We start from the raw sequence: 23,943 nt of genomic DNA, 5'->3' as shown, positions 1-23,943 counted from the left end.
AGACCGTGCACGATTCCGTTTAGTGTTGATGCATGGAGCTGTCGGTGCATCGGTTGCGTATGCTGCGGGAACTGCACCGCAGGGGCACCATCACGGCCGCCGCGGCGGCACTGCACTACACGGCCTCGGCCGTTTCCCAGCAACTCGCACAGTTGGAGCGGGATGTCGGCGCCAAACTGTTCGAGCGGCTCGGACGCCGGGTGCAACTGACCGAATTGGGCATGCTGCTCACCGAACACGCCGAGGAGATCCTGGGCGCGGTCGAACGCGCGACCGTGGCGTTGGAGGAGGCGCAAGAGACGCAGACGGTGCGGCTGACGGCCGGAGTGTGGGCGTCGGTGGCGTCGGGACTGTTGCCCACCGCGCTCGCCTCACTCGCCGCGGAACATCCCGGCATCAAAGTCCACACGCGCGAGTTAGCCCCCGAGGAAACCCCTGACGCGGTACGGGACGGGTCGTTGGACTTCTCATTCGTCATCGACTACACCGACGCGCCGACACCGTGGGACAACGGCCTGGAACGCGTGGCGGTGGCAGTGGAGCGTCTCCACGCCGCCATGCCCGCGGCGACCGCGTCCACCGGCACGGTGAGTCTGTCGGATCTCGCCGATCAACCGTGGATCCTCGCCAGTCCTCGCAGTCATTTCGGCCGGGCGGTGCGGGTGGCCTGCCAGCGATTCGGCTTCGAACCGACGATCTACCACGAGGTCGAGGAACAGGCCACGGCCATGGCCATGGTGAGCGCGGGACTGGGCGTCACGCTCGTGTCGGATCTGGGGCTGACTCTGCGCCCGCCGGGTGTGGACATCGTGCCCCTGTCGACCCCCGTCATGCGCACGGTGTCCGTGGCGTATCGCCGTGCGGCGCTGCGCAGACCCGCACTGCGGTTGGTGATCGACGCTGTCCGTGCAGCCGCTGCGGAGATCGGATTGGGGGCTTCGGCGACGGTTCCTGGTTGATTCGACGTTTCGGCCACTCGAAAGTGCCGTATCCCCCGTGTAGCGTCCACAAGGTGGTGGCCACCGGCACCGAGCATGGGGAGCGTGGCGATGACAGCGGTGCGCGACACCCAACCGTTTCCACACGACGCGCGCCGGAACGCGGCGCGGGACATGGCGGCCGCCGAGGTCGCCGCCAGGGTGGTGTCCGACCGTGCCGAGGGCGAGGCTTACGTGGCGTCCGTGTGTTTCAAGCACGGGCCTCCGCGACTGCTCGGTGTCGAACTGGAATACACAGTCCATGACGTCGTCGATCCCCGCCTTCCCTTGTCCCGCACACGTCTCGCCGAAGCTCTCGGCCCGCACGCTCCCCGCACTCTCGTTCCCGACAGTCCCGCACAGCCACTACCCGCAGGCTCGACGTTCACCCTCGAACCGGGCGGGCAGGCGGAGGTCTCCACGGCCCCTCAGCCTTCGTTCCGCTCCTTGTGCGAGGCCGCCGATACCGATCTGGCCCACGTCACGGATCTGCTCGCCTCCGCGGGGCTGAGGTTGGGGGCACGCGGCATCGACCCGTTCCGTTCTCCGGCACGACTGTTGTGCACCCCGCGATACACGGCGATGGAACGCCGGTTCGCGCCGCTGGGACGCGGTGGCATCACCATGATGTGCAGTACCGCTTCGCTGCAGGTGTGTGTCGACGCGGGAGAGTCGCACGAGATATCCCATCGTTGGGCGGCGGCGCACGCGTTGGGCCCGGTGCTGCTCGCGTTGTTCTCGAATTCCCGGTGGCACGCGGGTGTCGACACCGGGTGCGCCTCGGCGCGTTGGCTGTCCGTGATGGACACCGAGACGTGCCGGACCGCCGCACAGGAGCCGAGCGATGACCCGGCCTCGGCGTGGGCTCGCCGTGTACTGGATACGCCGCTCATGCTGCTGCCTCGGGAAGGCGGCTCGTGGGACGCCCCGCCCGGATTGACTTTCGCCGACTGGATCGCCGGTAGGGGAGCGGCGGCGTCCTTGCCCCGGCCCACGCTGGCCGACCTGGACTATCACCTGACCACACTGTTCACACCGGTGCGTCCCCACGGTTACTTGGAGATCCGTTACCTCGATGCACAGCCCCCGAAAGCCTGGTCGCATCCCGTCGCCCTGCTCGCGGCACTGTTCTCCAAACCATCCACCGTGGATTCAGTGAGGGAGGTATGCGAACCGGTCGCGGACCGGTGGTCCGACGCCGCGCGACACGGATTGGCCGACTCCCGGCTCGCCGCGGTCGCCCGGACGGTCGCCGATCTGGGCTGTTCCGCTCTGCCGAATCTGGACCTGCCCGAGCACGCGATCGGCCACATCGCCGACGCCATCGACCGACGGTTGAGTCGTCGAGAAAGGGAGTGACGCCATGACCAGCGTCCACAACGCCCGCAACGATGTTCACCGAACCGGTAGCCGAAGCGGTGTCCCACCCGAGGTGGACCATCCGCTGGTGGAATTGCCCGAACAGGACCTTCGCCGCTATACGGCCGAGGTGCTGGAGCGGGCCCGTTCCCGCAGCACCGCACTGACCGAGGCCGTGGACGACGACGACCTGGTCAAACAGCACTCGAAACTCATGTCGCCGTTGGTGTGGGACCTCGCGCACATCGGCAGCCAGGAAGAGATCTGGTTGGTGCGCGACGTGGGAGGCCGCGAACCGTTACGTCCCGAGATCGACGACCTCTACGACGCCTTCCAACACCCCAGAGCGACTCGGCCCTCGTTGCCCCTGCTCGGCCCCGCCGAAGCCCGCGACTACGTGGACCAGGTGCGGCGCAAAGCCCTCGACGTGCTGGAGAACGCACCGCTACGGGGCTGCGACCTCACCCGTACGGCTTTCGCTTTCGGCATGGTCGCCCAGCACGAACAGCAACATGCCGAGACCATGTTGGCGACCCATCAGCTGCGCAAGGGCGATCCCGTGCTGCATGCGCCCGCACCACCGCCTTCCTCGGTGCTCGACCTCGCCGAGGAGGTTGTCATTCCGGCCGGCCCGTTCCTCATGGGCACTTCGGTGGAGCCGTGGGCACTGGACAACGAATGCCCCGCACACGAGGTGTACGTGGACGCTTTCGCCCTCGACACCACGCCGGTCACCAACGCACGATATGCGGCGTTCGTGGACGACGGCGGATACCACGAACGACGTTGGTGGAGTGAGGAAGGCTGGCACTACCGCAGCGCACACGACATCAGGGCACCACGCTTCTGGTGGCGGGAAGACGGCCGCTGGTGGCGCACGCGGTTCGGTGTTCACGAACCGGTTCCGGGCGACGAGCCGGTGATGCACGTGTCGTACCACGAAGCGGAGGCGTTCGCCGCGTGGGCGGGACGCAGACTGCCCACCGAGGCGGAATGGGAGAAAGCGGCCCGATACGACCCCACCACCGGTCGTTCTCGACGTTATCCGTGGGGAGACGAGGAGCCCACGGCGCGCCACGCGAATCTGGGACAACGACACCTACGGCCCGCTCCCGTGGGCGCCTACCCTCAGGGCGCCTCACCGTTCGGAGCGCATCAGCTGATCGGGGATGTCTGGGAGTGGACCAGCAGCGACTTCCGGCCGTACCCGGGCTTCGTGGCCTTCCCGTACCGCGAGTACTCCGAGGTGTTCTTCGGCCCCGACTACAAGGTGCTGCGTGGGGGCTCGTTCGGCAGTGATCAGGTGGCCGTTCGGGGCACGTTCCGCAACTGGGATTTCCCGATCCGCAGACAGATTTTCGCCGGCTTCCGTTGCGCCCGCGACGTGCGTGCCGATGATGTGACCGCCGGTGTGTAGGCACCTGGCCTACCTCGGTCCACCGATGTCACCGGTCGATCCCATACTCCACGCGCCCCATTCGTTGCTCGTCCAGTCGTACGCGCCGAAGGACATGCGTGACGGCGGAACGGTGAACGCCGATGGCTTCGGCATCGGCTGGTTCGGCGACGATGGCCAGCCGACACGGTACCGATGCTCCTATCCACTATGGAGCGATAGCGCGATGGGGCGGTTGTTGGAACCCGTGCGTGCGGGCGCGTTCCTGGCCGCGGTCCGTTCCGGGACGCCGGGAATGCTGGTGGCCGAGGCGGCATGTGCACCGTTCGCCGACGAGGACTGGTTGTTCAGCCACAACGGCGTGGTGCCCGGCTGGCCGGAATCGGTAGCCGGTCTCGCGGAGGCGGTTCCCGTGGTGGAGCTGCTGCGGATGGAGGCACCCACCGACTCGGCGCTGCTGTGGCTCGTGTTGCGGCACGCCTTGGACGCCGGAGCCGATCCGGTGGAGGCGCTGGCCGAGCTGACTCACCGGGTGGAGGCGGCCGCACCCGGCTCCCGACTGAACTTCCTCCTCGTCGGGAGGAAGACGCTCGTGGCGACCGCCTGGACACACGCGTTGTCGGTGCGACGACTCGGTGAGGGGGTGCTCGTCGCGTCGGAACCCTGCGACGACCACCCGGATTGGCATTCGGTCGCCGACGGGGAGTCGGTGGTGGCGCGTCACGCACACAGCGGGCAGGAGGGAACAGCGGACGTCGCAGCCGCTGCCAGTAAGACCACGATCGAGATCGTCCCCCTGGGAAAGGAGCGGAGTCGAGCGTGAACGAGGCGCGGATCGAGGTTCACCGTGACCCGACCGAGGTGACGGAGACATTGCGGGAGGACGTGCGCGAGGGGCTGTCGGCCCGAGCCAAGTGGCTGCCGTCCAAATGGTTCTACGACGCGCGCGGCAGTGAGCTGTTCGAACACATCACGAGATTGCCCGAGTACTACCCGACCCGTGCCGAACGGGACATCCTGCGTGCGCACGCCGCGGAGATCGCCGCCGTCACCGGTGCTCGGACCGTAGTGGAGTTGGGGTCGGGGTCGAGTGAGAAAACGCGCCTGTTGCTCGACGCGTTCGCGGCGCATGGCGGTCTGCGCGAGTTCGTTCCGCTGGACGTGTCGGAGGCCGCGTTGTCCGCCTCCGCCGAGGCCACCGTCGCGGACTACGTGGGCCTGCGCGTGCACGGCGTGGTGGCCGATTTCACCGAACCGCTGGAGTTCCTGCCCGGCACGCCGCCGCGGATGGTGGTCTTCCTCGGCAGCACCATCGGTAACTTCCCGCCCGACGAGCGGGCGAAGTTCCTGGCTTCCGTACGGTCGGTGCTCGCCGACGGCGAATGGTTCCTGCTCGGTACGGACCTGGTCAAGGACGCCGGCACGCTCGTGCGGGCCTACGACGACGCTGTGGGGGTGACGGCGGCGTTCAACCGCAATGTGCTGCGGGTTATCAACGACCGGCTCGGCGCCGACTTCGACCCGGAGGAGTTCGAACACGTCGCCCGCTGGGACGACCGCAACGAGTGGATCGAGATGCGCCTGCGGGCGTGCCGGGACCTGACGGTGTCCGTGCCGGGGGCGGATTTGACGGTGACCTTTGTCGAGGGGGAGGAACTACGGACGGAGATCTCAGCCAAGTTCCGTCCCGAAGGGGTGCGGGCCGAATTGGCCGAGGCGGGTTTCACGCTGCGGCATTGGTGGACCGACCCGGCGGGACTGTTCGGGGTGTCGTTGGCTCAGGTGGCTGACGGCGTGATCCGATGAGACCTGGCCGGATGCCCGGATTTCCACTGCCGGCGTTTTCCTGTTCGCCGTCACCGAGCGGGTCGGTCCGCTTCTTGGACGATCCTCGGCTCGTCGAAGCGTGAATTGTCGATGACGGCATCGGGACGACGACATCGGCCCGTCGCCGCGGATCCACCTCGCGCAAGTACAGCACCGCCGGTAGTAGCGGTTTCGGTGCACAATCTCCGTTTCGGGGCCGTCTCGCTGTCCGACGGCTCATCCCACACCGCTGCGCACCAGCAGCGCGAGTGCACTGGCGCCGGCCACCGTCAATACGGCCACACGCATCCGCTCACCGCTGTGCAGAAACCGGCGGGTCGGGCCGGACAGTGCGAATCCGGCGACGAGGAACGGCAACAACCACAGCACCGTGACGGCATGGTCGGTGTGCAGTTGACCGGCGATGCCGAGTGCCAGTAAGGACACCGACGAGCCGAGTCCGAAACACATCGCCAGGGTTGCCCGGATCCTGGGCCCCGATTCGTGCTGGTACAGCAAGGCCAGCGGTGGCCCGCCGATCGAAGACGCGGTGCCGAGTGTCCCGCTGGCCAAACCCGCCACCAGCAGCGCGCGAGGAGTGGATCGCGGAGTCCACGAGACCACCGACAACGCCACGCACACCAGCACCGCCACGCCCACGATCGCGGCGAAAGGACGTTGGGGAAGCAGTGCCACCGCCAGCACGCCGAGCGCGGTACCGGGAAGCCTGCCCACCGTCACGAAACCCACACCGCGCCAATCGATGTCGCGATGTTCCCTGACCACGGTCAACAGGGCATGGGCCAACGCGATCACCAGCAGCGGCACCGGAACCAGGTTCGGATCCACCAACGTCAGTAGGGGAGCGGCGATCAGGTTCATTCCGAATCCGACAGCGCCCTGCACGAGCGCGCCGACGAACACGGCCGCACCCGGCAGCAGCACGCCCGGCAGCACGTCCGGCATGGTCGTCCTCTCCTGACATGGAAACGGCCCGCCTCGTGACCCCAGGTCGCGAGGCGGGCCGTCACCCGTGTTCGATGCGCGGTCGCCGACTCAGGCGGCCGTCATCTTGCGCAGCACGTACTGCAGGATGCCGCCGTTGCGGTAGTAGTCGGCCTCACCGGGGGTGTCGATCCGGACCACAGCGTCGAATTCGACCTTCGTGCCATCGTCCTTCGTGGCCGTCACGTGCACCGTGCTCGGCGTCTCGCCCTCGTTGAGCTTGGTGATGCCGCTGATGTCGTAGGTCTCGGTGCCGTCGAGGCCCAGCGATTCCGCCGACTTCCCTTCCGGGAACTGCAGCGGGATCACACCCATACCGATCAGGTTCGACCGGTGGATGCGCTCGAACGACTCGGCGATCACGGCACGCACACCGAGCAGCCTGGTGCCCTTGGCGGCCCAGTCACGCGACGAACCGGAGCCGTACTCCTTACCGCCGAGCACCACCAGCGGGATGTTCTGGGCGGCGTAGTTCTGGGCGGCGTCGTAGATGAACGCCTGCGGCCCACCCGGCTGGGTGAAGTCGCGCGTGTAGCCGCCCTGAACGCCGTCCAGAAGCTGGTTGCGCAGCCGGATGTTGGCGAACGTGCCGCGGATCATCACCTCGTGGTTACCGCGGCGCGAACCGTAGGAGTTGAAGTCCTTGCGGTCGATGCCGTGCTCGGTGAGGTAGCGACCCGCGGGGGAGTCGGCCTTGATGGCACCGGCCGGGGAGATGTGGTCGGTGGTCACCGAGTCGCCCAGCTTGGCCAGCACCCGGGCACCCGAGATGTCGGTGACGGACTCCGGCTCCTTGGTCATGCCCTCGAAGTACGGAGGCTTGCGTACGTAAGTGGACTCGGGGTCCCACGAGAACGTCTTGCCCTCGGGCGTGGGCAGCGACTTCCACCGCTCACCGCCGTCGAACACGTCGGAGTAGTCCTTGGTGAACATCTCCTGCGTGATCGCCGTGTCGATGGTCTGCTGGATCTCCTGCGGCGACGGCCAGATGTCGCGCAGGTAGACGTCGTTGCCCTGCGGGTCCTGGCCCAGCGGCTGGTTTTCGAAGTCGAAGTCCATCGTGCCGGCCAGCGCGTAGGCGATCACCAACGGCGGCGACGCCAAGTAGTTCATCTTGACGTCGGGGTTGATGCGGCCCTCAAAGTTGCGGTTACCCGACAGCACCGACACGACCGACAGGTCGTTCTCCTGCACCGCGGCCGAGACCTCCTCGGGCAGCGGGCCGGAGTTACCGATGCACGTGGTGCAGCCGTAGCCGACCAGGTGGAAGCCCAGCTTCTCCAGGTACGGCCACAGGCCGGCCTTGTCGTAGTAGTTGGTGACGACCTGCGAGCCCGGAGCCATCGAGGTCTTGACCCACGGCTTGGAGGACAGGCCCTTCTCCACCGCGTTGCGGGCGAGCAGCGCGGCACCGAGCATCACCGACGGGTTCGAGGTGTTGGTGCAGGAGGTGATCGAGGCGATCACCACGGCACCGTGGTCGAGGACGAACTCTCCACGTTCGGACGACATGACCTTGACCGGCTTGCTGGGACGGCCGTTGGCACCGTTGGCCGCCGAGTGCGCCGGCTCGCCACCCCGGTCCTCCCGGAGGCCGTCGGCGAGGTAGCCGGGCGAGTCGCTGGCCGGGAACGAGTCCTCGGACGCCTCGTCGACAAGCGACGTCGTCGCAGCGGTCTCGTCGCTGCTCACGTAGTCGGGCAGCACCTTGCGGAACGCCGACTTGGCGGCGCTGAGCTCGATCCGGTCCTGCGGACGCTTCGGGCCGGCGATCGACGGCACGACCGTCGACAGGTCCAGCTCCAGGTACTCGGAGTACTTCGCCTCCCGGCTCGGGTCATGCCACAGGCCCTGCTCCTTGGCGTAGGTCTCGACGAGCGCGAGCTGCTCCTCCGAGCGGCCGGTGAGCTTGAGGTAGCGCAGGGTCTCGTCGTCGATCGGGAAGATCGCGGCGGTCGAGCCGAACTCGGGGCTCATGTTGCCGATGGTGGCGCGGTTGGCCAGCGGCACCGCGCCCACGCCCTCGCCGTAGAACTCGACGAACTTGCCCACCACACCGTGCTCACGCAGCATCTCGGTGATCGTGAGCACGACGTCGGTGGCGGTGGCACCGGGCGGGATCTCACCGGTCAGCTTGAAACCGACCACGCGCGGGATGAGCATCGACACCGGCTGGCCGAGCATGGCGGCCTCCGCCTCGATGCCGCCCACGCCCCAGCCGAGCACACCGAGACCGTTGACCATCGTGGTGTGGGAGTCGGTGCCGACACACGTGTCGGGGTAAGCCTGCCCGTTGCGGGCCATGACGGTGCGGGCCAGGTACTCGATGTTGACCTGGTGCACGATGCCGGTGCCCGGGGGAACGACCTTGAACTCCTCGAAGGCGTTCTGACCCCAGCGCAGGAACTGGTACCGCTCGCGGTTGCGTTCGTACTCGATCTCGACGTTGCGCTCGAAGGCGTCGGCGCGGCCGAAGACGTCGATGATGACAGAGTGGTCGATGACCAGCTCGGCGGGTGCGAGCGGGTTCACCTTGTCCGGGTCACCGCCCAGCTCGGCCACGGCCTCACGCATCGTGGCGAGGTCCACCACACAGGGCACACCGGTGAAGTCCTGCATCACCACGCGCGCGGGCGTGAACTGGATCTCGGTGGACGGTTCCGCCTTGGGGTCCCAATTCGCGAGCGCATTGATGTGCTCGGCGGTGATATTGGCGCCGTCCTCGGTCCGCAGCAGATTCTCGAGCAGAATCTTCAGGCTGTACGGCAGGCGTTCGGAGCCTTTGACCTTGTCCAGGCGGAACACCTCGTAGGAGGCGTCACCAACCTGGAGCGTGTCGCGGGCCCCGAAGCTGTTCTTGCTGGCGGGTGCAGTCACGTGTCACTCCAGTGGCGGCGGTTGTTCGGGTAGGAGCAGGTCGAGTGTCGCCCACCTCGTTCGTCCCCGCAGAGGTGAGCTTTCCAATGGCCTGCCCACTAAACCGTACGCTTGTCCTTTTTCTGGTCAAGGTCAGGATATCCCAGGACCCGGCATTGTGGTTCGGCAGCCGGGCCCCGGGAGTACACCGTTTGTCAGTTGGCCCCTTGCAGGATCTCCTTGAAGTCTTCCGCGGTCAGACCACGGAAGAGACTCATGCTCAGCTCGCTCGCCGTGCGCAGGGGGCTGACGTAGTGCTGACCATCGACCTCCGTGGTGACCGCGCCCACTCCTTGCTCCGCCAGGCTCTCACCGACGCGCTGGAGGACCTCCGGCGAAGCCGATCCGTCCGCGTTCGCGGCCATCTGCTGTCCGAGTTCCCGGCCACAGAGCCTCTGCCTACCCTGCGGGGCAGTGAGGTCGTAGCAGTCGCCGTTCTTGGTCACCGTCACCTGTCCCTGTCCAGGAACCTGCAGCGACAGTGTGGTGATCGTGGCGAGGGTCCCACCAGCGATCTGGCTGTCCTCGGTCTGCACGTCGAGGACCTGGATCCCGGACGGCCCGCGGGTGGCGTTCTCGAGCGCCTGTGCCAGTGCGGGACCCACGTCGTGCAGTACCGCCATCTCGTCCGGTGGTAGCAGCTCGATGAGCCGGGTGAAGTCGCTGTCGAACACAGCCTGCAGTACCTGCTTCACGGCCTCGGCCGGAGAATCCGTGCCCTGGGCCGGGATCGACTCCTGAGGCCAGGACAGGCCCGCTTCCGCCAGGAAGTAGTCCGCGAAGGTGTACAGCAGGCTTGGATGCCACTCGTCGTTCACGTTGACGGTGGCGATCCGGACCGGCTCGCCGGTCTGCCGGACGAACGAGCCGATGTCGAACGTCTCACTGTCCGTCAGCGCGGCGGCGCCACCGGCTTCGGCCAGCATCTCGCCGAGGTACTCCTGGGCCAACGGCAGTTCGGTGAGGTCCGCGTCGACCGTGACCGTGCCGCCGGTGAGCTTTGTGATCGTCACGTGGTCGTTGACTCGTTCGGCCGCCTGGGAGTCGAACGTCAGGTCCGTCACGGTGAGCTCGATGCCCGAGAACGTGGACGGGTCGGCGTTCTGGTCCAGCACCCCGAGACGCTTGAGCTCGTCGGTGCTCTGGGTGAGCTGATCGGCCAGCACGGCCGCTTCGCCCGGAGCCAGCGCGTTCGCTGCCCCCAGGAGATCCCCGTCGCCGAGGGCCTGCACCAGATTGGTGACCGCGTCCTCGGGTGTGGTGGCCCCCGAGGCCACCGAATCCGAACCCGACAGTGCCCACCAGGTCGCGCCTCCGCCCAAGGCCACCACGAGCACCGCGACCAGCGTGATGATCAGCCCACGTTTGCCCTTGTTCGGCTGCGGGGCGGGTGCCTGTCCGACGACCACGGCCGTCGGGTCGTGGGTGAAGGGCTGGCCGGGGGGCTGTTGTCCGTACGGTTGTTGCGGCTGCTGCCCATACGGTTGTTGTCCGTACTGCCCGTACTGTCCCGGCTGCGGCTGGGTGGGCTGCGTCTGACCCATCTGGCCCGACTGGTCTGCTTGTCCTGGCTGGCCGGGCTGTCCGACCTGCGGCTGACCCGGTTGCTGTGGCATGCCGCCCGGTGACCACGGTCCGGGCTGTTGTGGGTTCTGTGGGGGCCACTGCTGCCCGAAATTCGGAGTGCTCACCTTGTCACCTGTTCTCGATCTCGTTGGACTGGCGGGGCGTGTCGTTTCCGACGGGACGTCACGAGGACCCCGAGGGCTCCGAGGAACGCGAGGGCCGATCCCACGGTCGTGGTCAGCGGCCCCGGCAGAGTGATCGTCACCAGACCGCCCGCGTCTGCTCCTTGGACGGTCAGTAGTGCCGCGACGGTTCCCATGGAGATCGAGAGCACTGCCGCGGGAACCGCCGCCGTGCGCCACCAGCCGACGACGAATAAAACGACGCACACCGTCACCGCCGGGGGCGCACCGTTCCAGATGCGCAGCAGCACCCCGAGGTTCGTGTCGGACGACAGCAACTGGTCGATCGCCGTCGCGGTGGCGTAGCTGTCGCGGTACACGCTTCCCGAACGCAGCCACGGCAGAAAGGTGCCGACCACGGCCATGGTCAGGCCGAGCACGGTGAGTACGACCCAGCCGCGGGTCACCGGGCGCGCCGTCGTCCACAGTCGCATGTCTTCCTTTCCGTTCCCCTCCATCCGCCCCGAGTTATCCGCCCCGAGTTCCTTCGGTATCTTCGGCGCCTTCGAAGGATGGTTCACCTGACCGGCGGCGTCTTCTCACCCGGCCGTCCGAGGCCCTCGGGCGGAACTGCGAAATACTGTCCCGACGAGTGCTTGTGGCGTGGGTGGTGGCACGGTCGGAAACGCCCCGACGGCGGAGGTGACGCGGGGCCGAGCCGGTGGGCGGGTGCGGCCGAGTTCGGCGTGAAGTCACACAGAAGCGCGGTGATTCTAGCGGCGACCACAGCGGAGAAGGGTATGCGGTCACTGTCTCGAGTGGAGGCGCGGTGCGGGTCCGGTGCGCAGCGCCGGATCCCGGGGGTCATGCGCATATCGCCCGTTAGGGTGGGCGGCACCATGTTCGGCTTCGTCGTTTCACTTCACCCGTCGGGTTGAACCATGGCCGATTCCGGACATCCCGAAGCGGTGCGCGGTGGGGACCCGCGGCTGGCGGGCGTGGTCCTCGCCGGAGGCGCGGCGAGGCGGATGGGCGGGGTGGACAAGCCGATGCTGCGTGTCGGCGGCATGCCGTTGCTCCACAGGGCGGTCGCGGCGTTGGGGGACGCCGACCCCGTGATCGTCGTCGGTCCGCGCCGGGTGGGGCTGACCGGTGTGCGGTGGACGCGGGAGGAGCCCCCCGGCTCCGGGCCCGTCGCCGCGCTCGCTGCCGCTTTGGCCGTGCTCGACACCCCCGACCACGCCGAGGTTGACGTCGTCGCGGTGCTCGCCGCCGACCTCGTGGGTGTGACCTGTGGCACTGTCGCCAGGTTGGTGCGAGCTCTGCGGGGGGTCGAGAATGCCGACGGAGCCGTACTCGTGGACGAGGAGGGGCATCGGCAGTGGCTCCTCGGGGCCTGGCGTAAACGTGCGCTTGCCACGGCCGTGCCCACCGACCCCCGAGGTGCTTCGCTGCGTGGCACCCTGGGAATATCGTCCATTGTGGAGGTGTCGGCGCTGGCGGGTGAGGCCCGCGACGTGGACACCCCGGAGGACCTGAGCCCTTGACCGACCGAGTGCTTCGACCGGTGCTTCACAGTCGTCACACCGACCGGGGAGTTTGCTGGAGACGGTACGGCCGTGATCAGCCACACTCCGGCCACCCGGTACGGTCACGGGACACGCACCAATGGTCGCCAGCGAGGAGGTAGGTGTGACCGAGCCCGGCACCCCGTCGCGGGACGCGCAATTGTTGGAGCGCACCGTTTTCGAGGTGAAGCGCGTCATCGTCGGGCAGGACCGGCTTGTCGAGCGGATGCTGGTGGGCCTGCTGGCCAAGGGCCACGTGCTGCTGGAGGGCGTTCCCGGTGTCGCGAAGACACTCGCGGTCGAGACGTTCGCCCGTGTCGTGGGCGGCTCGTTCTCCCGCGTGCAGTTCACGCCCGACCTCGTGCCCGCGGACATCCTGGGCACCCGGATCTACCGCCAGTCCAGTGAGAAGTTCGATGTCGAGCTCGGGCCGGTCATGGCCAACTTCGTACTCGCCGACGAGATCAACCGCGCGCCCGCGAAGGTGCAGTCGGCCATGCTCGAGGTGATGGCCGAGCGACACGTGTCCATCGGTGGCGAGACGTTCCCGATGCCTCATCCGTTCCTCGTGCTGGCCACCCAGAACCCGATCGAGAACGAGGGTGTCTACCCGCTGCCCGAGGCGCAGCGCGACCGGTTCCTGTTCAAGATCATCGTCGAGTATCCGACGGCCGAGGAGGAACGCGAGATCGTCTATCGCATGGGTGTGACCCCGCCCGAGCCGCAACAGGTGTTGACCCCGGACGATCTCGTGCGCCTGCAGGACGTGGCCTCCAAGGTCTTCGTGCACCACGCTCTGGTGGACTACGTGGTGCGGCTGGTGCTGGCCACGCGGCAGCCGGCCGAGCACGGATTGACCGACGTGGCGGGATGGATCTCCTACGGTGCCTCGCCACGGGCGAGCTTGGGCATCATCTCCGGTGCCCGAGCGCTCGCACTGGTGCGAGGCCGGGACTATGTGTTGCCGCAGGACGTGGTGGACATCGTGCCCGACGTGCTGCGGCACCGGCTGGTGTTGTCCTACGACGCGCTCGCCGACGGTGTGCCGCTGGATCACATCGTCAACCGAGTGTTGCAGGCGGTGCCGCTGCCACAGGTGTCCGCTCGCCCGCAGGGCCCGGGCGCGGGTTCCTCCGCGGCGGCGGGTGTGCCCAGCAGGTAGCGGGCGGTTATGACACCGAAGAAGGACGCCAGGGGTGACCGGCCCACGTGGGCGCCGCCGATCCTGCGTGGTGACCGGATGGAGGCGGGGCTGCGCGCGCTCGAACTCGACGTGCGGCGCAGGCTCGACGGACTGCTCCAGGGCAACCACCTGGGATTGGTTCCCGGGCCCGGTTCGGAACCGGGGGAGGCCCGCCAGTACCAGCCGGGTGACGACGTGCGCCGTATGGACTGGGCCGTCACAGCGCGCACCACCACGCCACACATCCGCGAGACGGTGGCTGACCGCGAGTTGGAGACCTGGGTGGTCGCGGACCTGTCCCCGAGCCTAGATTTCGGCACCGCGGCGTGCGAGAAACGTGATCTCGTGGCGTGTGCGGTCGCGGCCGTCGCCCATCTGACTAGAGGCGGAGGGAACCGTATCGGGGCGCTGCTGTCCAACGGCGCCGAGACCGTGCGGATTCCACCGCGGAATGGTCAGGGGCATGCCCGCGAGCTGGTGCGTCAGGTCGCGACGATGCCGCGCGCCGAGGAAGGCACCCGTGGTGATCTCGCCACCCTCGTGGACAAGCTGCGCAGGCCCCCTCGCAGGCGAGGGCTCGCGGTGGTGATCTCGGACTTCCTCGGCCCCCTGACGTGGGAGCGGCCGTTGCGTGCGTTGTCGGCGCGGCACGATCTCGTGGCCGTGGAAGTACTCGACCCCCGTGACGTCGACCTGCCCGAGGTCGGATCGGTGGTGCTCGCCGATCCCGAGACCGGGCGGCAGCGTGAGGTACATGTCTCCGCACTCCTGCGTAAGGAGTTCGCCGCCGCCGCGAGCGCGCACAGGGTGGAGGTCGCGCGCGCCATCCGGCAGGCGGGCGCGGGGCACCTGGTGTTGCGAACGGATTCCGACTGGATCGCCGACGTGGTGCGGTTCGTCGTGGCCCGCAAGCGAGGATGGTCGGGGGCGGCCTCATGAGCGTGTCGGGCTTCAGTTCACCGTGGTGGTTCCTGCTGGTCGTCGTGGTGGCCGCACTCGTGGCGGGCTATGTGTTCGCGCTGCGATCGCGACACAAGCGCACCATGAGGTTCACCAATCTGGAATTGCTCGAACGGGTCGCGCCGCGCAGTCAGGGCCGGGTGCGACACGTGCCCGCGGCTCTGCTCGTGGTGTCGTTGCTGCTGCTGACCTTCGCGCTCGCGGGACCCACCGCCGAACAGAAGGTGCCCCGCAACCGGGCCACGGTGATGCTCGTGATCGACGTGTCCTTGTCGATGGAGGCCACCGACGTCAAGCCCACCCGGTTACGGGCCGCGCAGGACGCCGCGCGCTCCTTCGCGGAAGGGCTCACCCCGGGGGTGAACCTGGGGCTCATCTCGTTCGCGGGCACGGCCACCGTCCTGGCGTCCCCCACCACCGAACGCGAAGGCGTGGTGCACGCGATCGAGAACCTCAAGCTCGCGCAGTCCACCGCCACCGGTGAGGGGATCTTCGCCGCGCTCCAGTCCATCGAGAGCTTCTCGGCCGTGGTCGGCGGCGCGGAGGGTCCTCCGCCCGCGCGTATCGTGCTGATGACGGACGGCAAACAAACCGTGCCGCAGGACGAGTACGCCCCGCGTGGTGCGTTCACCGCGGCCGGTGTGGCCAAGCAGAGGGACATCCCCATCACCACGATCTCGTTCGGTACGTCCTACGGCAGCGTGGAGATCGACGGCACACGGGTGCCCGTGGAGGTGGACGATACCTCCATGCGCGAGATCGCTCGCCTGTCCGGCGGTGACTTCTACAAGGCCGCCACCGCCGAGGAGCTGAAGCGGGTGTACGACAGCCTGGGCGAGCAGATCGGCTACGAGATCAAGGAGACCGACGTCAGCAAGCCGTGGGTGATGCTAGGAACCATCACCCTCATCGGCGCGGCCGTGAGCTCACTGCTGATCGGGCAGCGGCTTCCGTAGGCTTTCGTGGGCTTTCGTGAGCTTCACCGCAGGCACACGCCGCGATCGCCTAGTCGAATGCGTGGCCGGAGCCGCGGAAATCGTGTTGTCGCCATGCCTCGTACACCGCGATCGATGCGGTGTTGGTGAGGTTGAGGGACCGGGACGTGGGAAGCATTGGCAGCCGTAGCCGGGCGGTGATCCGTTCGTCGGCGAGCACGTCGTCGGGAAGTCCCACCGACTCGGGCCCGAATAGCAGCACGTCGCCTTCCGCGTAGTCCACATCGGTGTGTCTGCGGCCCGCCTGGGTGGTGAACGCATAGACGTTGGTGGGTTTCAGCGCTCGCCACGCGGCGTCCAGGTCACGATGGACCCGCACGTGGGCGAGGTCGTGGTAGTCCAGGCCCGCCCTGCGTAGATACCGGTCCTTCAGAGAGAAACCCAACGGTTCGATCAGGTGCAGCTCGCAGCCCGTGTTGGCGGCGAGCCGGATCGCGTTGCCGGTGTTGCCGGGGATCTCAGGGTGGAAGAACACGATCCGGAACACGGCGTTGATTCTCTCGTGCGGCCGTTTCGGCCTTGCGTGGGGTGGTGATCGAGCCGGCTCCTCGTCACCCGATCGTGGTCTCATTCTCGTGGGAATCATCATCCCTACCTCGCTTCTGCGTCACACCGACGGGCGGGTCGGCCGCATCCGGGTGATGCAGATGGTGGAGGTGGAGGGCAAGGGGCCGACGGACAGCGGTTCCGCGGAACCGGGGCCGGTCCCAACCGCAGGTGGGCCGAAGCGAGCGGATAACCTCAGCGCTGGCAGGAAGCAGACAACTGGGCGCGAGGAGTATCACGTGGGACGGTCCGTTCTGGTCACCGGCGGCAATCGCGGTATCGGGTTGGCTATCGCGCGGGAACTCGCCGACGCCGGACACAGGGTGGCGGTGACCCACCGCGGTTCGGGCGCACCGGAGGGGCTGTTCGGCGTGAAGGCCGACGTCACCGACACCGAGCAGGTGGACATGGCGTTCAAACAGGTCGAGGAGCACCAGGGACCGGTCGAGGTCCTGGTGTCCAACGCCGGTATCAATGACGACACGCTCCTGATGCGCATGAGCGAGGAACAGTTCACCCGGGTTCTGGACGCGAACCTCACCGGCGCCTACCGAGTGGCCAAACGGGCGTCGCGGGGGATGCTGCGCGCCAGGTGGGGCCGCTTCGTGTTCATCTCCTCGGTCATCGGCCTCGCCGGGGGCGCGGGCCAGGTGAACTACGCCGCGAGCAAGGCGGGGCTCGTGGGACTCGCGCGGTCGCTGACCCGTGAGCTCGGATCCCGCAACATCACCGCGAACGTCGTGGCGCCCGGATTCATCGTCAGCGACATGACCAACGAGCTCAACGAGAGGCAGAAGGCCGAAGCCCTGGAGAAGATCCCGGCGGCCCGCTACGGCGACCCGGCCGAGGTCGCCCACGCCGTGAAGTTCCTCGCCTCGGACGAGGCCGCCTACGTCAACGGCGCGGTGCTGCCCGTCGACGGCGGCCTCGGCATGGGTCACTGACGGGGCACCGACCTCGTTCCCGGCGTACACGACGATTCCGCGTCATCACCCATCCACCCAGAACTGGAGGACAACCGTGTCCGGACTGCTCGAAGGCAAACGTCTGCTCATCACGGGCGTGATCACCGACGCCTCGATCGCGTTCCACGCCGCCAGGGTCGCGCAGGAACAGGGTGCGCAGGTGGTACTCACCGGTTTCGGACGGATGTCGTTGGTCGAGCGCATCGCCAAGCGACTGCCGGAGCCCGCGCCCGTGCTGGAGCTGGACGTACAGAACTCCGAGCACCTGGACACCCTGGCCGACCGGGTGCGTGAGCACGTGGACGGCCTCGACGGTGTGCTGCACTCGATCGCGTACGCACCGCCGAGCTGTCTCGGTGAACCGTTCCTGGACGCCCCCGCCGAGGACGTCGCCACGGCCGTGGAGATCTCCGCCTACTCCTACAAGTCCCTCGCCACGGCCGTGCTGCCGCTGATGAGCCGTGGTTCGTCACTGGTCGGCATGGACTTCGATGCCCGTGTTGCTTGGCCGGCCTACAACTGGATGGGCGTGGCCAAGGCGGCTCTGGAGTCGGTGAACCGCTATCTCGCCCGTGATCTCGGACCGCGCGGTATCCGCGTGAACCTGGTAGCCGCGGGACCGGTGAAGACGATGGCCGCCAAGTCCATCCCCGGATTCACCGAGTTGGAGGAGGGCTGGGGTGACCGAGCCCCGCTCGGCTGGGACACCACCGACCCCACACCGGTGGCCAAGAGCATCTGTGCTCTGTTGTCGGACTGGTTGCCCGCCACCACCGGGTCGATGGTGTGGGTCGACGGCGGCGTCCACGCCACCGGTCAGTGACGAGCGCCCCCATCCCGTGCCCGTGGTGATGGCTTTTCCGGCCCAGCGTTCACGACGCCGGGTGAGACGGGAGTCGCGGACGGGCACACCCGGTCTGCGGCGGCACCGTCGCGGCGAGAGGATGGGGGCGTGAACTACGACGCGTTGTTGTGGCTGTCGTTCGGCGGTCCCGAAGGCCCGGACGACGTAATGCCGTTTCTGGAGAATGTCACCAGGGGCAGGGGCGTTCCGCGGGAGCGGCTCGCCGAAGTCGCCGAGCACTACCACCACTTCGGCGGGGTGTCGCCGATCAACCGGTTGAACCGGGAGGCGATCGCAGCGGTCGAGCGGGAGCTGGCCGCACAGGGCATCGACCTGCCCGTGTACTTCGGTAACCGCAACTGGCATCCCATGGTCGAGGACACCGTGGCGCGGATGGCCGCCGACGGTGTGCAGCGTGCTCTGGTGTTCTCCACCAGCGCCTACGGCGGCTACTCGGCGTGCCGGCAGTACGACGAGGACATCCAGCGGGCACGTGCCGCCTACGGGGAGGGGGCGCCGCAGCTGGTCAAGCTGCGCCAGTTCTTCGACCATCCCCTCTTCGTCGAGATCTTCGCCGACGGGGTCCGGAAAGCCTACGAGCAGGTGGGTGACTCCGGTGCTCGCCTGGTGTTCGTCGCGCACTCGGTGCCCACCGCCGCCGACGCCGCGTCCGGCCCCCCGGAGGAGGGCGGACACCGATACTCCCGACAGGTCGCCGAGGCGGCCCGGCTGGTGGCGGCCGAGGTGGGTGTCGACACCTATGACGTCGTGTGGCAGTCTCGTTCGGGGCCACCGCAGGTTCCGTGGCTGGAACCGGACATCGTGGACCACATCGACGCATTGCACGGCGACGGAGTGAAAGCCATGGTGTGCTGCCCCGTCGGTTTCGTCTCAGATCACCTCGAAGTGATCTGGGACCTCGACAACGAAGCCGCCGAGCGTGCGGCCGAGCTGGGAATGGCCTTCGCCCGGTCCGCCACGCCCAATGCCGACCCGAGGTTCGCGCAGCTGGTGGTGGAATTGATCCGCGAGCAGACCGAGAACGTACCGGCGCGGAAGCTGTCGACACTGGTCACCGGTGGTGACACCGCCAACGGGGCACCCTGCGCCACCCGCTGCTGCGAGCCGCTCAAACGCCCCACGGCCGCGCAGAACGCCTAACGGCGCGCTTCGGTACGGGCGGGTTTTCGTGGAGCCGACCGCGGTGGCGGTCACGAGGCCTCGGAAGCCTGAGAGAACAGGCGCACGGATTCGTTGACCGCCGCGCAGCGGGCTCGCCGGATCGCGTCACCCAGCGGTCGTAGGGCCTCGGCACGGCGGGCTGCCGCCGAGGCCGACATCGCACCGCCGGGTTCGTCGGCCTGGGCGAGGGCGAGGATCGTGTCGACCTCCTCGGCCCGTTGCAACACGCGCAACGCCCGGCCCGGCATGCCGCGCGGCCATTCCGGTCGGGGCTTCGTCCGCAGCGCCGCGGAAAGCTCCGCACGCACTCCGGGGCGATCGCGCGCCACATCGAGGGCCTGCAGGGCGCCGGCGCTGTTGCGTACCGCCTCCGTGAGGCCGTGTTCCGCTTCGCTGAGGGGCACGTATTCGGGCGCGGGCATGCCGAGCATGGGATGACTCGTCATGCCGAACACCGTCCAGCGCAACAGCCCCTTGGCGAGCGACTGCGGCACGACCGCATAGCCAAGCTCGGAGAACACCAGCGCTTCACCGGCTCGCAGAGCCGCGGTGGTGAGCGGTCCTCTACCGCCGAGCCCGCGTACATCACCCGCCACGGGCAGGACCAGGTGGCCGCCGGAGACACCCAAGCGGCGTAGTGCGCCCAGCAGTCGTGCCGGAGTCGCCGGGACATCGCCGGTCACCGGCAGGTCGAACGCCTCGGCGGTCGTGTCGTCGTGGGCCACGACCTCGTGGGCTTCGCCCCACACGGTGAGGGCGTCGAGTACGTCGTCTGAGGCAGCGGCCCCGGACAGCCAGGCCGAGGACCACACGGCGAGGGTCGCACTGGGACAACACACGAAGACCGAGCCTACCCGGAGCCTCTCGCCGTCGACGTGTGGCGAATGCGGCAGTAGCGTCGTCGCTGTGACAGCGTCTTCACAGTCTTCACCGTCTTCGCAGTCAGCACAGTCAGCAGAGTCAGCACAGCCTTCGAGGTCTTTCGCAACCGTGACACCGTCGCCTCGGCCCGAGCCGTCTCCACCGACCGACCTGCCTCGCACCGTGGGTGAACTGCGTGCCGCCGGGTATCGGCCACGTAGTGTGAAATCCGAGATCGGGGAAAACCTGCTCGCCACGCTTCGCGCGGGGCGGGATCCGTGGCCGGGCATCGTCGGATTCTCGCGGACCGTGCTGCCGCAGCTGGAGCGTGCACTACTCGCGGGCCACGACGTCGTGTTGCTCGGCGAGCGCGGACAGGGCAAGACCCGGTTGTTGCGGACGCTGGTCGGGTTGCTCGACGAGTGGACACCGGTGATCGAGGGAGCCGAGCTGGCCGAACATCCGCTCGATCCCATCACGCCCGCCTCGCGTCGGCGTGCCGCTGAACTCGGCGACGACTTGCCCGTCACGTGGCTGCACCGCGATGTCCGCTACACCGAGAAGCTCGCCACGCCGGACACCTCCGTCGGTGACCTCATCGGCGACGTGGACCCGGTCAAGGTCGCCGAGGGACGTAGCCTCGGCGACCCGGAGACGATCCACTACGGACTGGTACCGAGAGCACACCGTGGGATCGTGGCAGTCAACGAGTTGCCCGACCTCGCCGAGCGCATCCAAGTGGCGTTGCTGAACGTCATGGAGGAACGCGACATCCAGATCCGTGGATACACGCTGCGCCTGCCGCTGGACGTGTTGCTGGTGGCCACGGCCAACCCGGAGGACTACACGAACCGCGGACGCATCATCACGCCGTTGAAGGACCGTTTCGGGGCCGAGGTGCGCACACACTACCCGCTCGATGTCACCGCCGAGGTGGAGGTCGTGAAGCAGAAGGCGCACCTGGTGGCGGAAGTCGGCGAGGAGCTGTTGTCCGTACTCGCCCGGTTCGTGCGCCATCTGCGTTCCTCCACGGTGGTAGACCAGCATTCCGGGGTGTCGGCGCGGTTCGCCGTCGCCGCCGCCGAGACCGTCGCGGCTGCGGCACTTCGGCGGTCGGCGTTGACGGGGGAGCACCCAGCCGTGGCCAGGCCCGTGGACCTGGAAACGGTGCCCGGCGTGTTGCGAGGCAAGCTCGAGTTCGAGCCGGGGGAGGAAGGACGCGAGACCGAGCATCTGACCCACCTGTTGCGCCGTTCCGTCGCCGAGGCCGCCGCTGAACTCTTCGCAGGACTGGACCTACGGCCGTTGGCCGACGCGGTGGCTGACGGACACCTGGTCCCCACGGGTGAGCGGGTGACCGCAGCGCAGCTGCTCGAAGCGCTGCCTGAACTGCCGGTCCTGCACGAGGTGGCGCAGCGGGTGGGCGTGTCGTCCGACGGCCCCACCCCACGGCTCGCGGCCGCCGTGGAACTGGCCCTGGAGTCACTGTACCTGTCGCGGCGTCTAGCCAAGGACGTCGACGGTGTCAACACGGTGTACGGCCCGTGAGAGGACGGCCATGAGTTCTTCCGAGTTCTACTCGTACGGCCCCTACCACGGTGGTCCCGACCCACTCGCCCCGCCGGTCGACCTGCGTGCTGCCGTAGACGAGATCGGCAAGGACGTGCTGGCGGGTGCTTCACCGCGGTCGGCGCTGGATGAGCTGTTGCGGCGGGGCACCCGGTCCATGCCGGGGCTCGACGAGCTCACACGTCGCCTGTGGCAGCGGCGTTCCGAGATCGAACGCAGGCATCGGCTCGACGGCACCCTGCAGGAGGTTCGACGCCTGCTCGACGAGGCGGTGAACGCCGAACGCCGTGCCGTATTCGCCGATCCCTCGGACGAAGCGCGTTTTCGCAAGGTGCGGCTCGACGCGTTGCCATCGGGCACAGCCGCGGCGGTGAGTGAGCTCGCCGACTACGACTGGGCCACCGAGACCGGCCGCGAGAACTACGAACGCATCCGCACGCTGCTCGGACAGCAGCTGCTGCGGTCCCGGTTCGAGGGCGTGAAGGAAGCCATGCAGCAGTCGCTGCGCTCGACCTCGCCCGAGGACGTCGAGCGAGTGAGGCGGATGCTGGTCGACCTCAATGCCCTCCTTTCGGCACATGCTCGGGGCTTCGGCGACATCGACGAGCGATTCGCGGAGTTCATGCGCCGTCATGGAGAGTTCTTCCCGGAGAACCCGAAGAACATCGACGAGCTGATCGACGTGCTCGCCGCCCGGGCCGCCGCTGCGCAGCGATTGCTGAACTCGATGACACCGGAACAGCGACGGGAACTCCCCGAACTGTCGCGGCAGGCGTTCGGGGACCCGCGGATCTCTCAGCAGTTGTCCGAGCTGGACGACCGGCTCCGCGCGTTGCGCCCCGACCGGGACTGGGCATCGTCCGCGCGTTTCCGGGGTGACGACGCGTTGCAGTTGGCGGACGGTGTGCGGGCCATGACGCAGCTGTCGGAGCTCGAGGAGCTGGGGGAGCAACTCTCCCAGAGCTATCCGGGCGCGCGCTTGGAGGACATCGACCTCGAGGCGCTGGAACGGCACCTCGGCACGGCGGCCGCCGTGGACGCTCGGAGGTTGTCTGAATTGGAGCGCGAGCTGTGTGCTCAGGGCATGTTCGAGCGTACGCTCGACGGGCTGCTTCGACTGACGCCCAAGGCCGTGCACGCCCTGGGTGAGGCCGCGTTGGCCGATGTGATGCGTTCTCTGCGTGGTCGGAGCGGGCGGCGGGACACGGTGTCGGCCGGAGCCGCGGGTGAACCCACGGGGGCGACCCGGCCGTGGCGGTTCGGCGACACCGAACCGTGGGCCGTGCCTCAGACGGTGCGCAACGCGGTGTTGCGCACCGCCGACCGCGGCGGGCGGGTGCGACTCGACGTGTCGGATGTCGAGGTCGTCGAGACCGAACACCGAGCGAGGGCCGCGGTGGCGCTCTGCGTGGACACGTCGTGGTCGATGGTGGCCGAGGGGCGCTGGTTGCCCATGAAACGCACTGCGCTGGCCCTGCACCACCTGATCTCCACGCGATTCCGCGGTGATGCGCTGCAGCTTGTGACGTTCGGCCGTTATGCCCAAACGGTGCGTCTCGATGATTTCGTCGGCATGGAGGGCACGTGGGAGCAGGGAACCAACGCGCACCACGCGCTGTTGCTGGCCGAACGTCACCTCCGGCGGCATCCCGATGCGCAGCCGGTGGTGCTCCTGATCACCGACGGCGAGCCCACGGCGCACCTGGAGCCCGATGGTGCTGCCGAGTTCAGCTATCCGCCCAGCCCGAGAACACTGGTCAAGACTCTGTCCGAGGTGGACAAGATCACGAAGTTGGGTGCGTCGTTGACCGTGTTCCGACTCGGTGACGAGCCGAGGTTGGTGGCGTTTTTGGACCTGCTCGCACGGCGTTCGGGCGGCAGGGTCGTGGCACCCGACCTCGACGGGCTCGGTGCCGCCGTGGTGGGCGACTATCTGCGCCATCGCCGACGTCGCTGAACGTGTCGGAGGTCGATCCGCCGATCGCGGACGGTCTCCTCGCCCGCACCACTACCGTGGTCGCGCCGGCACAGCTTTCTCGACGACGGTCGCCCTTCGCTTGAGGCCCGCCGTGGTGGTAGGTGCGATGGCACTGCTGTTTCCGTTCGTGGTTTCTCGTGCTGCG

At 68.0% G+C, this 23,943-nt stretch carries 21 protein-coding genes; 15 read left to right on the top strand and 6 right to left on the bottom strand.

The genetic code is table 11. The annotated features are described in order from the left end of the window. The first annotated feature begins 32 nt into the window (after window positions 1–32). The 5 genes from M7H19_RS05275 to egtD all read left to right on the top strand — a co-directional run bounded on the left by M7H19_RS05275 (window position 33) and on the right by egtD (window position 5,538). Window positions 33–959, top strand: a complete 927-nt coding sequence (locus tag M7H19_RS05275) for a LysR family transcriptional regulator (RefSeq protein ID WP_298177709.1) — start codon at window positions 33–35, stop codon at window positions 957–959. Between the two features lie 90 nt (window positions 960–1,049). Beyond that, entirely contained in the window at window positions 1,050–2,336 is a 1,287-nt protein-coding gene (locus tag M7H19_RS05270) for a glutamate-cysteine ligase family protein (RefSeq protein WP_298177707.1), read from the top strand. 4 nt (window positions 2,337–2,340) lie between these two features. Continuing rightward, a complete protein-coding gene (egtB, locus tag M7H19_RS05265) occupies window positions 2,341–3,753 on the top strand; it encodes an ergothioneine biosynthesis protein EgtB (RefSeq protein WP_298177705.1) in 1,413 nt (470 codons plus the stop codon). Next, the gene (gene egtC / locus M7H19_RS05260; RefSeq protein WP_298177702.1) at window positions 3,746–4,555 is read left to right on the top strand and encodes an ergothioneine biosynthesis protein EgtC; all 810 of its coding nucleotides are present in this window, start codon (window positions 3,746–3,748) and stop codon (window positions 4,553–4,555) included. The genes egtB and egtC overlap by 8 nt, the downstream gene beginning before the upstream one ends. Then, window positions 4,552–5,538: an L-histidine N(alpha)-methyltransferase gene (gene egtD, locus M7H19_RS05255; protein ID WP_298177700.1), complete on the top strand. Its 987-nt coding sequence runs from the start codon at window positions 4,552–4,554 to the stop codon at window positions 5,536–5,538. Before egtC ends, egtD begins: the two co-directional genes overlap by 4 nt. A gap of 237 nt (window positions 5,539–5,775) precedes the next feature. On the opposite strand, the gene M7H19_RS05250 is transcribed toward egtD, so the two are convergent. The 3 genes from M7H19_RS05250 to M7H19_RS05240 form a co-directional block, all read right to left on the bottom strand. Further along, window positions 5,776–6,504 (bottom strand): sulfite exporter TauE/SafE family protein, encoded by a 729-nt coding sequence (locus tag M7H19_RS05250; RefSeq protein ID WP_298177698.1) that lies wholly within the window; start codon window positions 6,502–6,504, stop codon window positions 5,776–5,778. A 90-nt stretch (window positions 6,505–6,594) separates the two neighbouring features. Beyond that, complete coding sequence (locus M7H19_RS05245; protein ID WP_298177696.1) at window positions 6,595–9,420, bottom strand: aconitate hydratase; 2,826 nt, start codon at window positions 9,418–9,420, stop codon at window positions 6,595–6,597. A gap of 194 nt (window positions 9,421–9,614) precedes the next feature. Continuing rightward, window positions 9,615–10,868 (bottom strand): flagellar basal body protein FliL, encoded by a 1,254-nt coding sequence (locus tag M7H19_RS05240; RefSeq protein WP_298177694.1) that lies wholly within the window; start codon window positions 10,866–10,868, stop codon window positions 9,615–9,617. Between the two features lie 12 nt (window positions 10,869–10,880). On the opposite strand from M7H19_RS05240, the gene M7H19_RS05235 reads away from it, so the two are divergent. Next, window positions 10,881–11,087 (top strand): hypothetical protein, encoded by a 207-nt coding sequence (locus M7H19_RS05235; protein WP_298177692.1) that lies wholly within the window; start codon window positions 10,881–10,883, stop codon window positions 11,085–11,087. A 59-nt stretch (window positions 11,088–11,146) separates the two neighbouring features. Here M7H19_RS05235 and M7H19_RS05230 read toward each other — a convergent pair whose 3' ends face one another. After that, window positions 11,147–11,641: a hypothetical protein gene (locus tag M7H19_RS05230; RefSeq protein WP_298177690.1), complete on the bottom strand. Its 495-nt coding sequence runs from the start codon at window positions 11,639–11,641 to the stop codon at window positions 11,147–11,149. 534 nt (window positions 11,642–12,175) lie between these two features. Between M7H19_RS05230 and M7H19_RS05225 the strand changes: the two genes are divergently transcribed. From M7H19_RS05225 to M7H19_RS05210, 4 genes are all read left to right on the top strand, one after another. After that, window positions 12,176–12,694, top strand: coding sequence for an NTP transferase domain-containing protein (locus M7H19_RS05225; RefSeq protein ID WP_298177735.1), 519 nt, complete (start codon window positions 12,176–12,178; stop codon window positions 12,692–12,694). A 145-nt stretch (window positions 12,695–12,839) separates the two neighbouring features. Continuing rightward, on the top strand, window positions 12,840–13,877 hold the full coding sequence (locus M7H19_RS05220; protein ID WP_298177688.1) for a MoxR family ATPase: 1,038 nt from the start codon (window positions 12,840–12,842) through the stop codon (window positions 13,875–13,877). A gap of 9 nt (window positions 13,878–13,886) precedes the next feature. Continuing rightward, window positions 13,887–14,837 (top strand): DUF58 domain-containing protein, encoded by a 951-nt coding sequence (locus M7H19_RS05215; RefSeq protein WP_298177687.1) that lies wholly within the window; start codon window positions 13,887–13,889, stop codon window positions 14,835–14,837. Next, the gene (locus M7H19_RS05210; protein WP_298177685.1) at window positions 14,834–15,814 is read left to right on the top strand and encodes a VWA domain-containing protein; all 981 of its coding nucleotides are present in this window, start codon (window positions 14,834–14,836) and stop codon (window positions 15,812–15,814) included. Before M7H19_RS05215 ends, M7H19_RS05210 begins: the two co-directional genes overlap by 4 nt. A gap of 49 nt (window positions 15,815–15,863) precedes the next feature. Here M7H19_RS05210 and M7H19_RS05205 read toward each other — a convergent pair whose 3' ends face one another. Continuing rightward, window positions 15,864–16,340: a tRNA (cytidine(34)-2'-O)-methyltransferase gene (locus tag M7H19_RS05205; RefSeq protein WP_298177683.1), complete on the bottom strand. Its 477-nt coding sequence runs from the start codon at window positions 16,338–16,340 to the stop codon at window positions 15,864–15,866. 298 nt (window positions 16,341–16,638) lie between these two features. Between M7H19_RS05205 and M7H19_RS05200 the strand changes: the two genes are divergently transcribed. The 3 genes from M7H19_RS05200 to M7H19_RS05190 all read left to right on the top strand — a co-directional run bounded on the left by M7H19_RS05200 (window position 16,639) and on the right by M7H19_RS05190 (window position 19,369). Further along, window positions 16,639–17,343 (top strand): beta-ketoacyl-ACP reductase, encoded by a 705-nt coding sequence (locus M7H19_RS05200; protein ID WP_298177681.1) that lies wholly within the window; start codon window positions 16,639–16,641, stop codon window positions 17,341–17,343. Between the two features lie 76 nt (window positions 17,344–17,419). Next, window positions 17,420–18,187, top strand: coding sequence for an enoyl-ACP reductase FabI (fabI, locus tag M7H19_RS05195; protein ID WP_298177679.1), 768 nt, complete (start codon window positions 17,420–17,422; stop codon window positions 18,185–18,187). Window positions 18,188–18,316: 129 nt separating this feature from the next. After that, a complete protein-coding gene (locus M7H19_RS05190) occupies window positions 18,317–19,369 on the top strand; it encodes a ferrochelatase (protein ID WP_298177677.1) in 1,053 nt (350 codons plus the stop codon). 50 nt (window positions 19,370–19,419) lie between these two features. On the opposite strand, the gene M7H19_RS05185 is transcribed toward M7H19_RS05190, so the two are convergent. Next, a complete protein-coding gene (locus M7H19_RS05185) occupies window positions 19,420–20,229 on the bottom strand; it encodes a hypothetical protein (protein WP_298177674.1) in 810 nt (269 codons plus the stop codon). Window positions 20,230–20,380: 151 nt separating this feature from the next. Here M7H19_RS05185 and M7H19_RS05180 point away from each other — a divergent pair, with 151 nt between their 5' ends. Both M7H19_RS05180 and M7H19_RS05175 read left to right on the top strand, forming a co-directional pair. After that, window positions 20,381–21,799, top strand: a complete 1,419-nt coding sequence (locus tag M7H19_RS05180; RefSeq protein ID WP_298177672.1) for an ATP-binding protein — start codon at window positions 20,381–20,383, stop codon at window positions 21,797–21,799. A gap of 10 nt (window positions 21,800–21,809) precedes the next feature. Further along, window positions 21,810–23,777 carry a VWA domain-containing protein gene (locus tag M7H19_RS05175; protein WP_298177670.1) on the top strand — a complete coding sequence of 656 codons (1,968 nt, stop codon included), beginning with the start codon at window positions 21,810–21,812 and terminating at the stop codon, window positions 23,775–23,777. Window positions 23,778–23,943 lie beyond the last annotated feature (166 nt).

The organism is Saccharomonospora sp., assembly GCF_027317685.1.
In the GTDB taxonomy this organism is placed as follows: domain Bacteria; phylum Actinomycetota; class Actinomycetes; order Mycobacteriales; family Pseudonocardiaceae; genus Saccharomonospora.
The sequence above is the reverse complement of the archived record's forward strand: the minus strand, read 5'-3'. Positions and strand labels throughout refer to the sequence as shown.

What these genes read in the sequence shown, in the direction of transcription:
- M7H19_RS05275 (WP_298177709.1), top strand. Translation starts at nt 33, where the DNA reads ATGGAGCTGTCGGTGCATCGGTTGCGTATGCTGCGGGAACTGCACCGC.
- M7H19_RS05270 (WP_298177707.1), top strand. Translation starts at nt 1,050, where the DNA reads ATGACAGCGGTGCGCGACACCCAACCGTTTCCACACGACGCGCGCCGG.
- egtB (WP_298177705.1), top strand. Translation starts at nt 2,341, where the DNA reads ATGACCAGCGTCCACAACGCCCGCAACGATGTTCACCGAACCGGTAGC.
- M7H19_RS05250 (WP_298177698.1), bottom strand. Translation starts at nt 6,504, where the DNA reads ATGCCGGACGTGCTGCCGGGCGTGCTGCTGCCGGGTGCGGCCGTGTTC.
- M7H19_RS05230 (WP_298177690.1), bottom strand. Translation starts at nt 11,641, where the DNA reads ATGCGACTGTGGACGACGGCGCGCCCGGTGACCCGCGGCTGGGTCGTA.
- M7H19_RS05225 (WP_298177735.1), top strand. Translation starts at nt 12,176, where the DNA reads ATGGGCGGGGTGGACAAGCCGATGCTGCGTGTCGGCGGCATGCCGTTG.
- M7H19_RS05215 (WP_298177687.1), top strand. Translation starts at nt 13,887, where the DNA reads ATGACACCGAAGAAGGACGCCAGGGGTGACCGGCCCACGTGGGCGCCG.
- M7H19_RS05210 (WP_298177685.1), top strand. Translation starts at nt 14,834, where the DNA reads ATGAGCGTGTCGGGCTTCAGTTCACCGTGGTGGTTCCTGCTGGTCGTC.
- M7H19_RS05175 (WP_298177670.1), top strand. Translation starts at nt 21,810, where the DNA reads ATGAGTTCTTCCGAGTTCTACTCGTACGGCCCCTACCACGGTGGTCCC.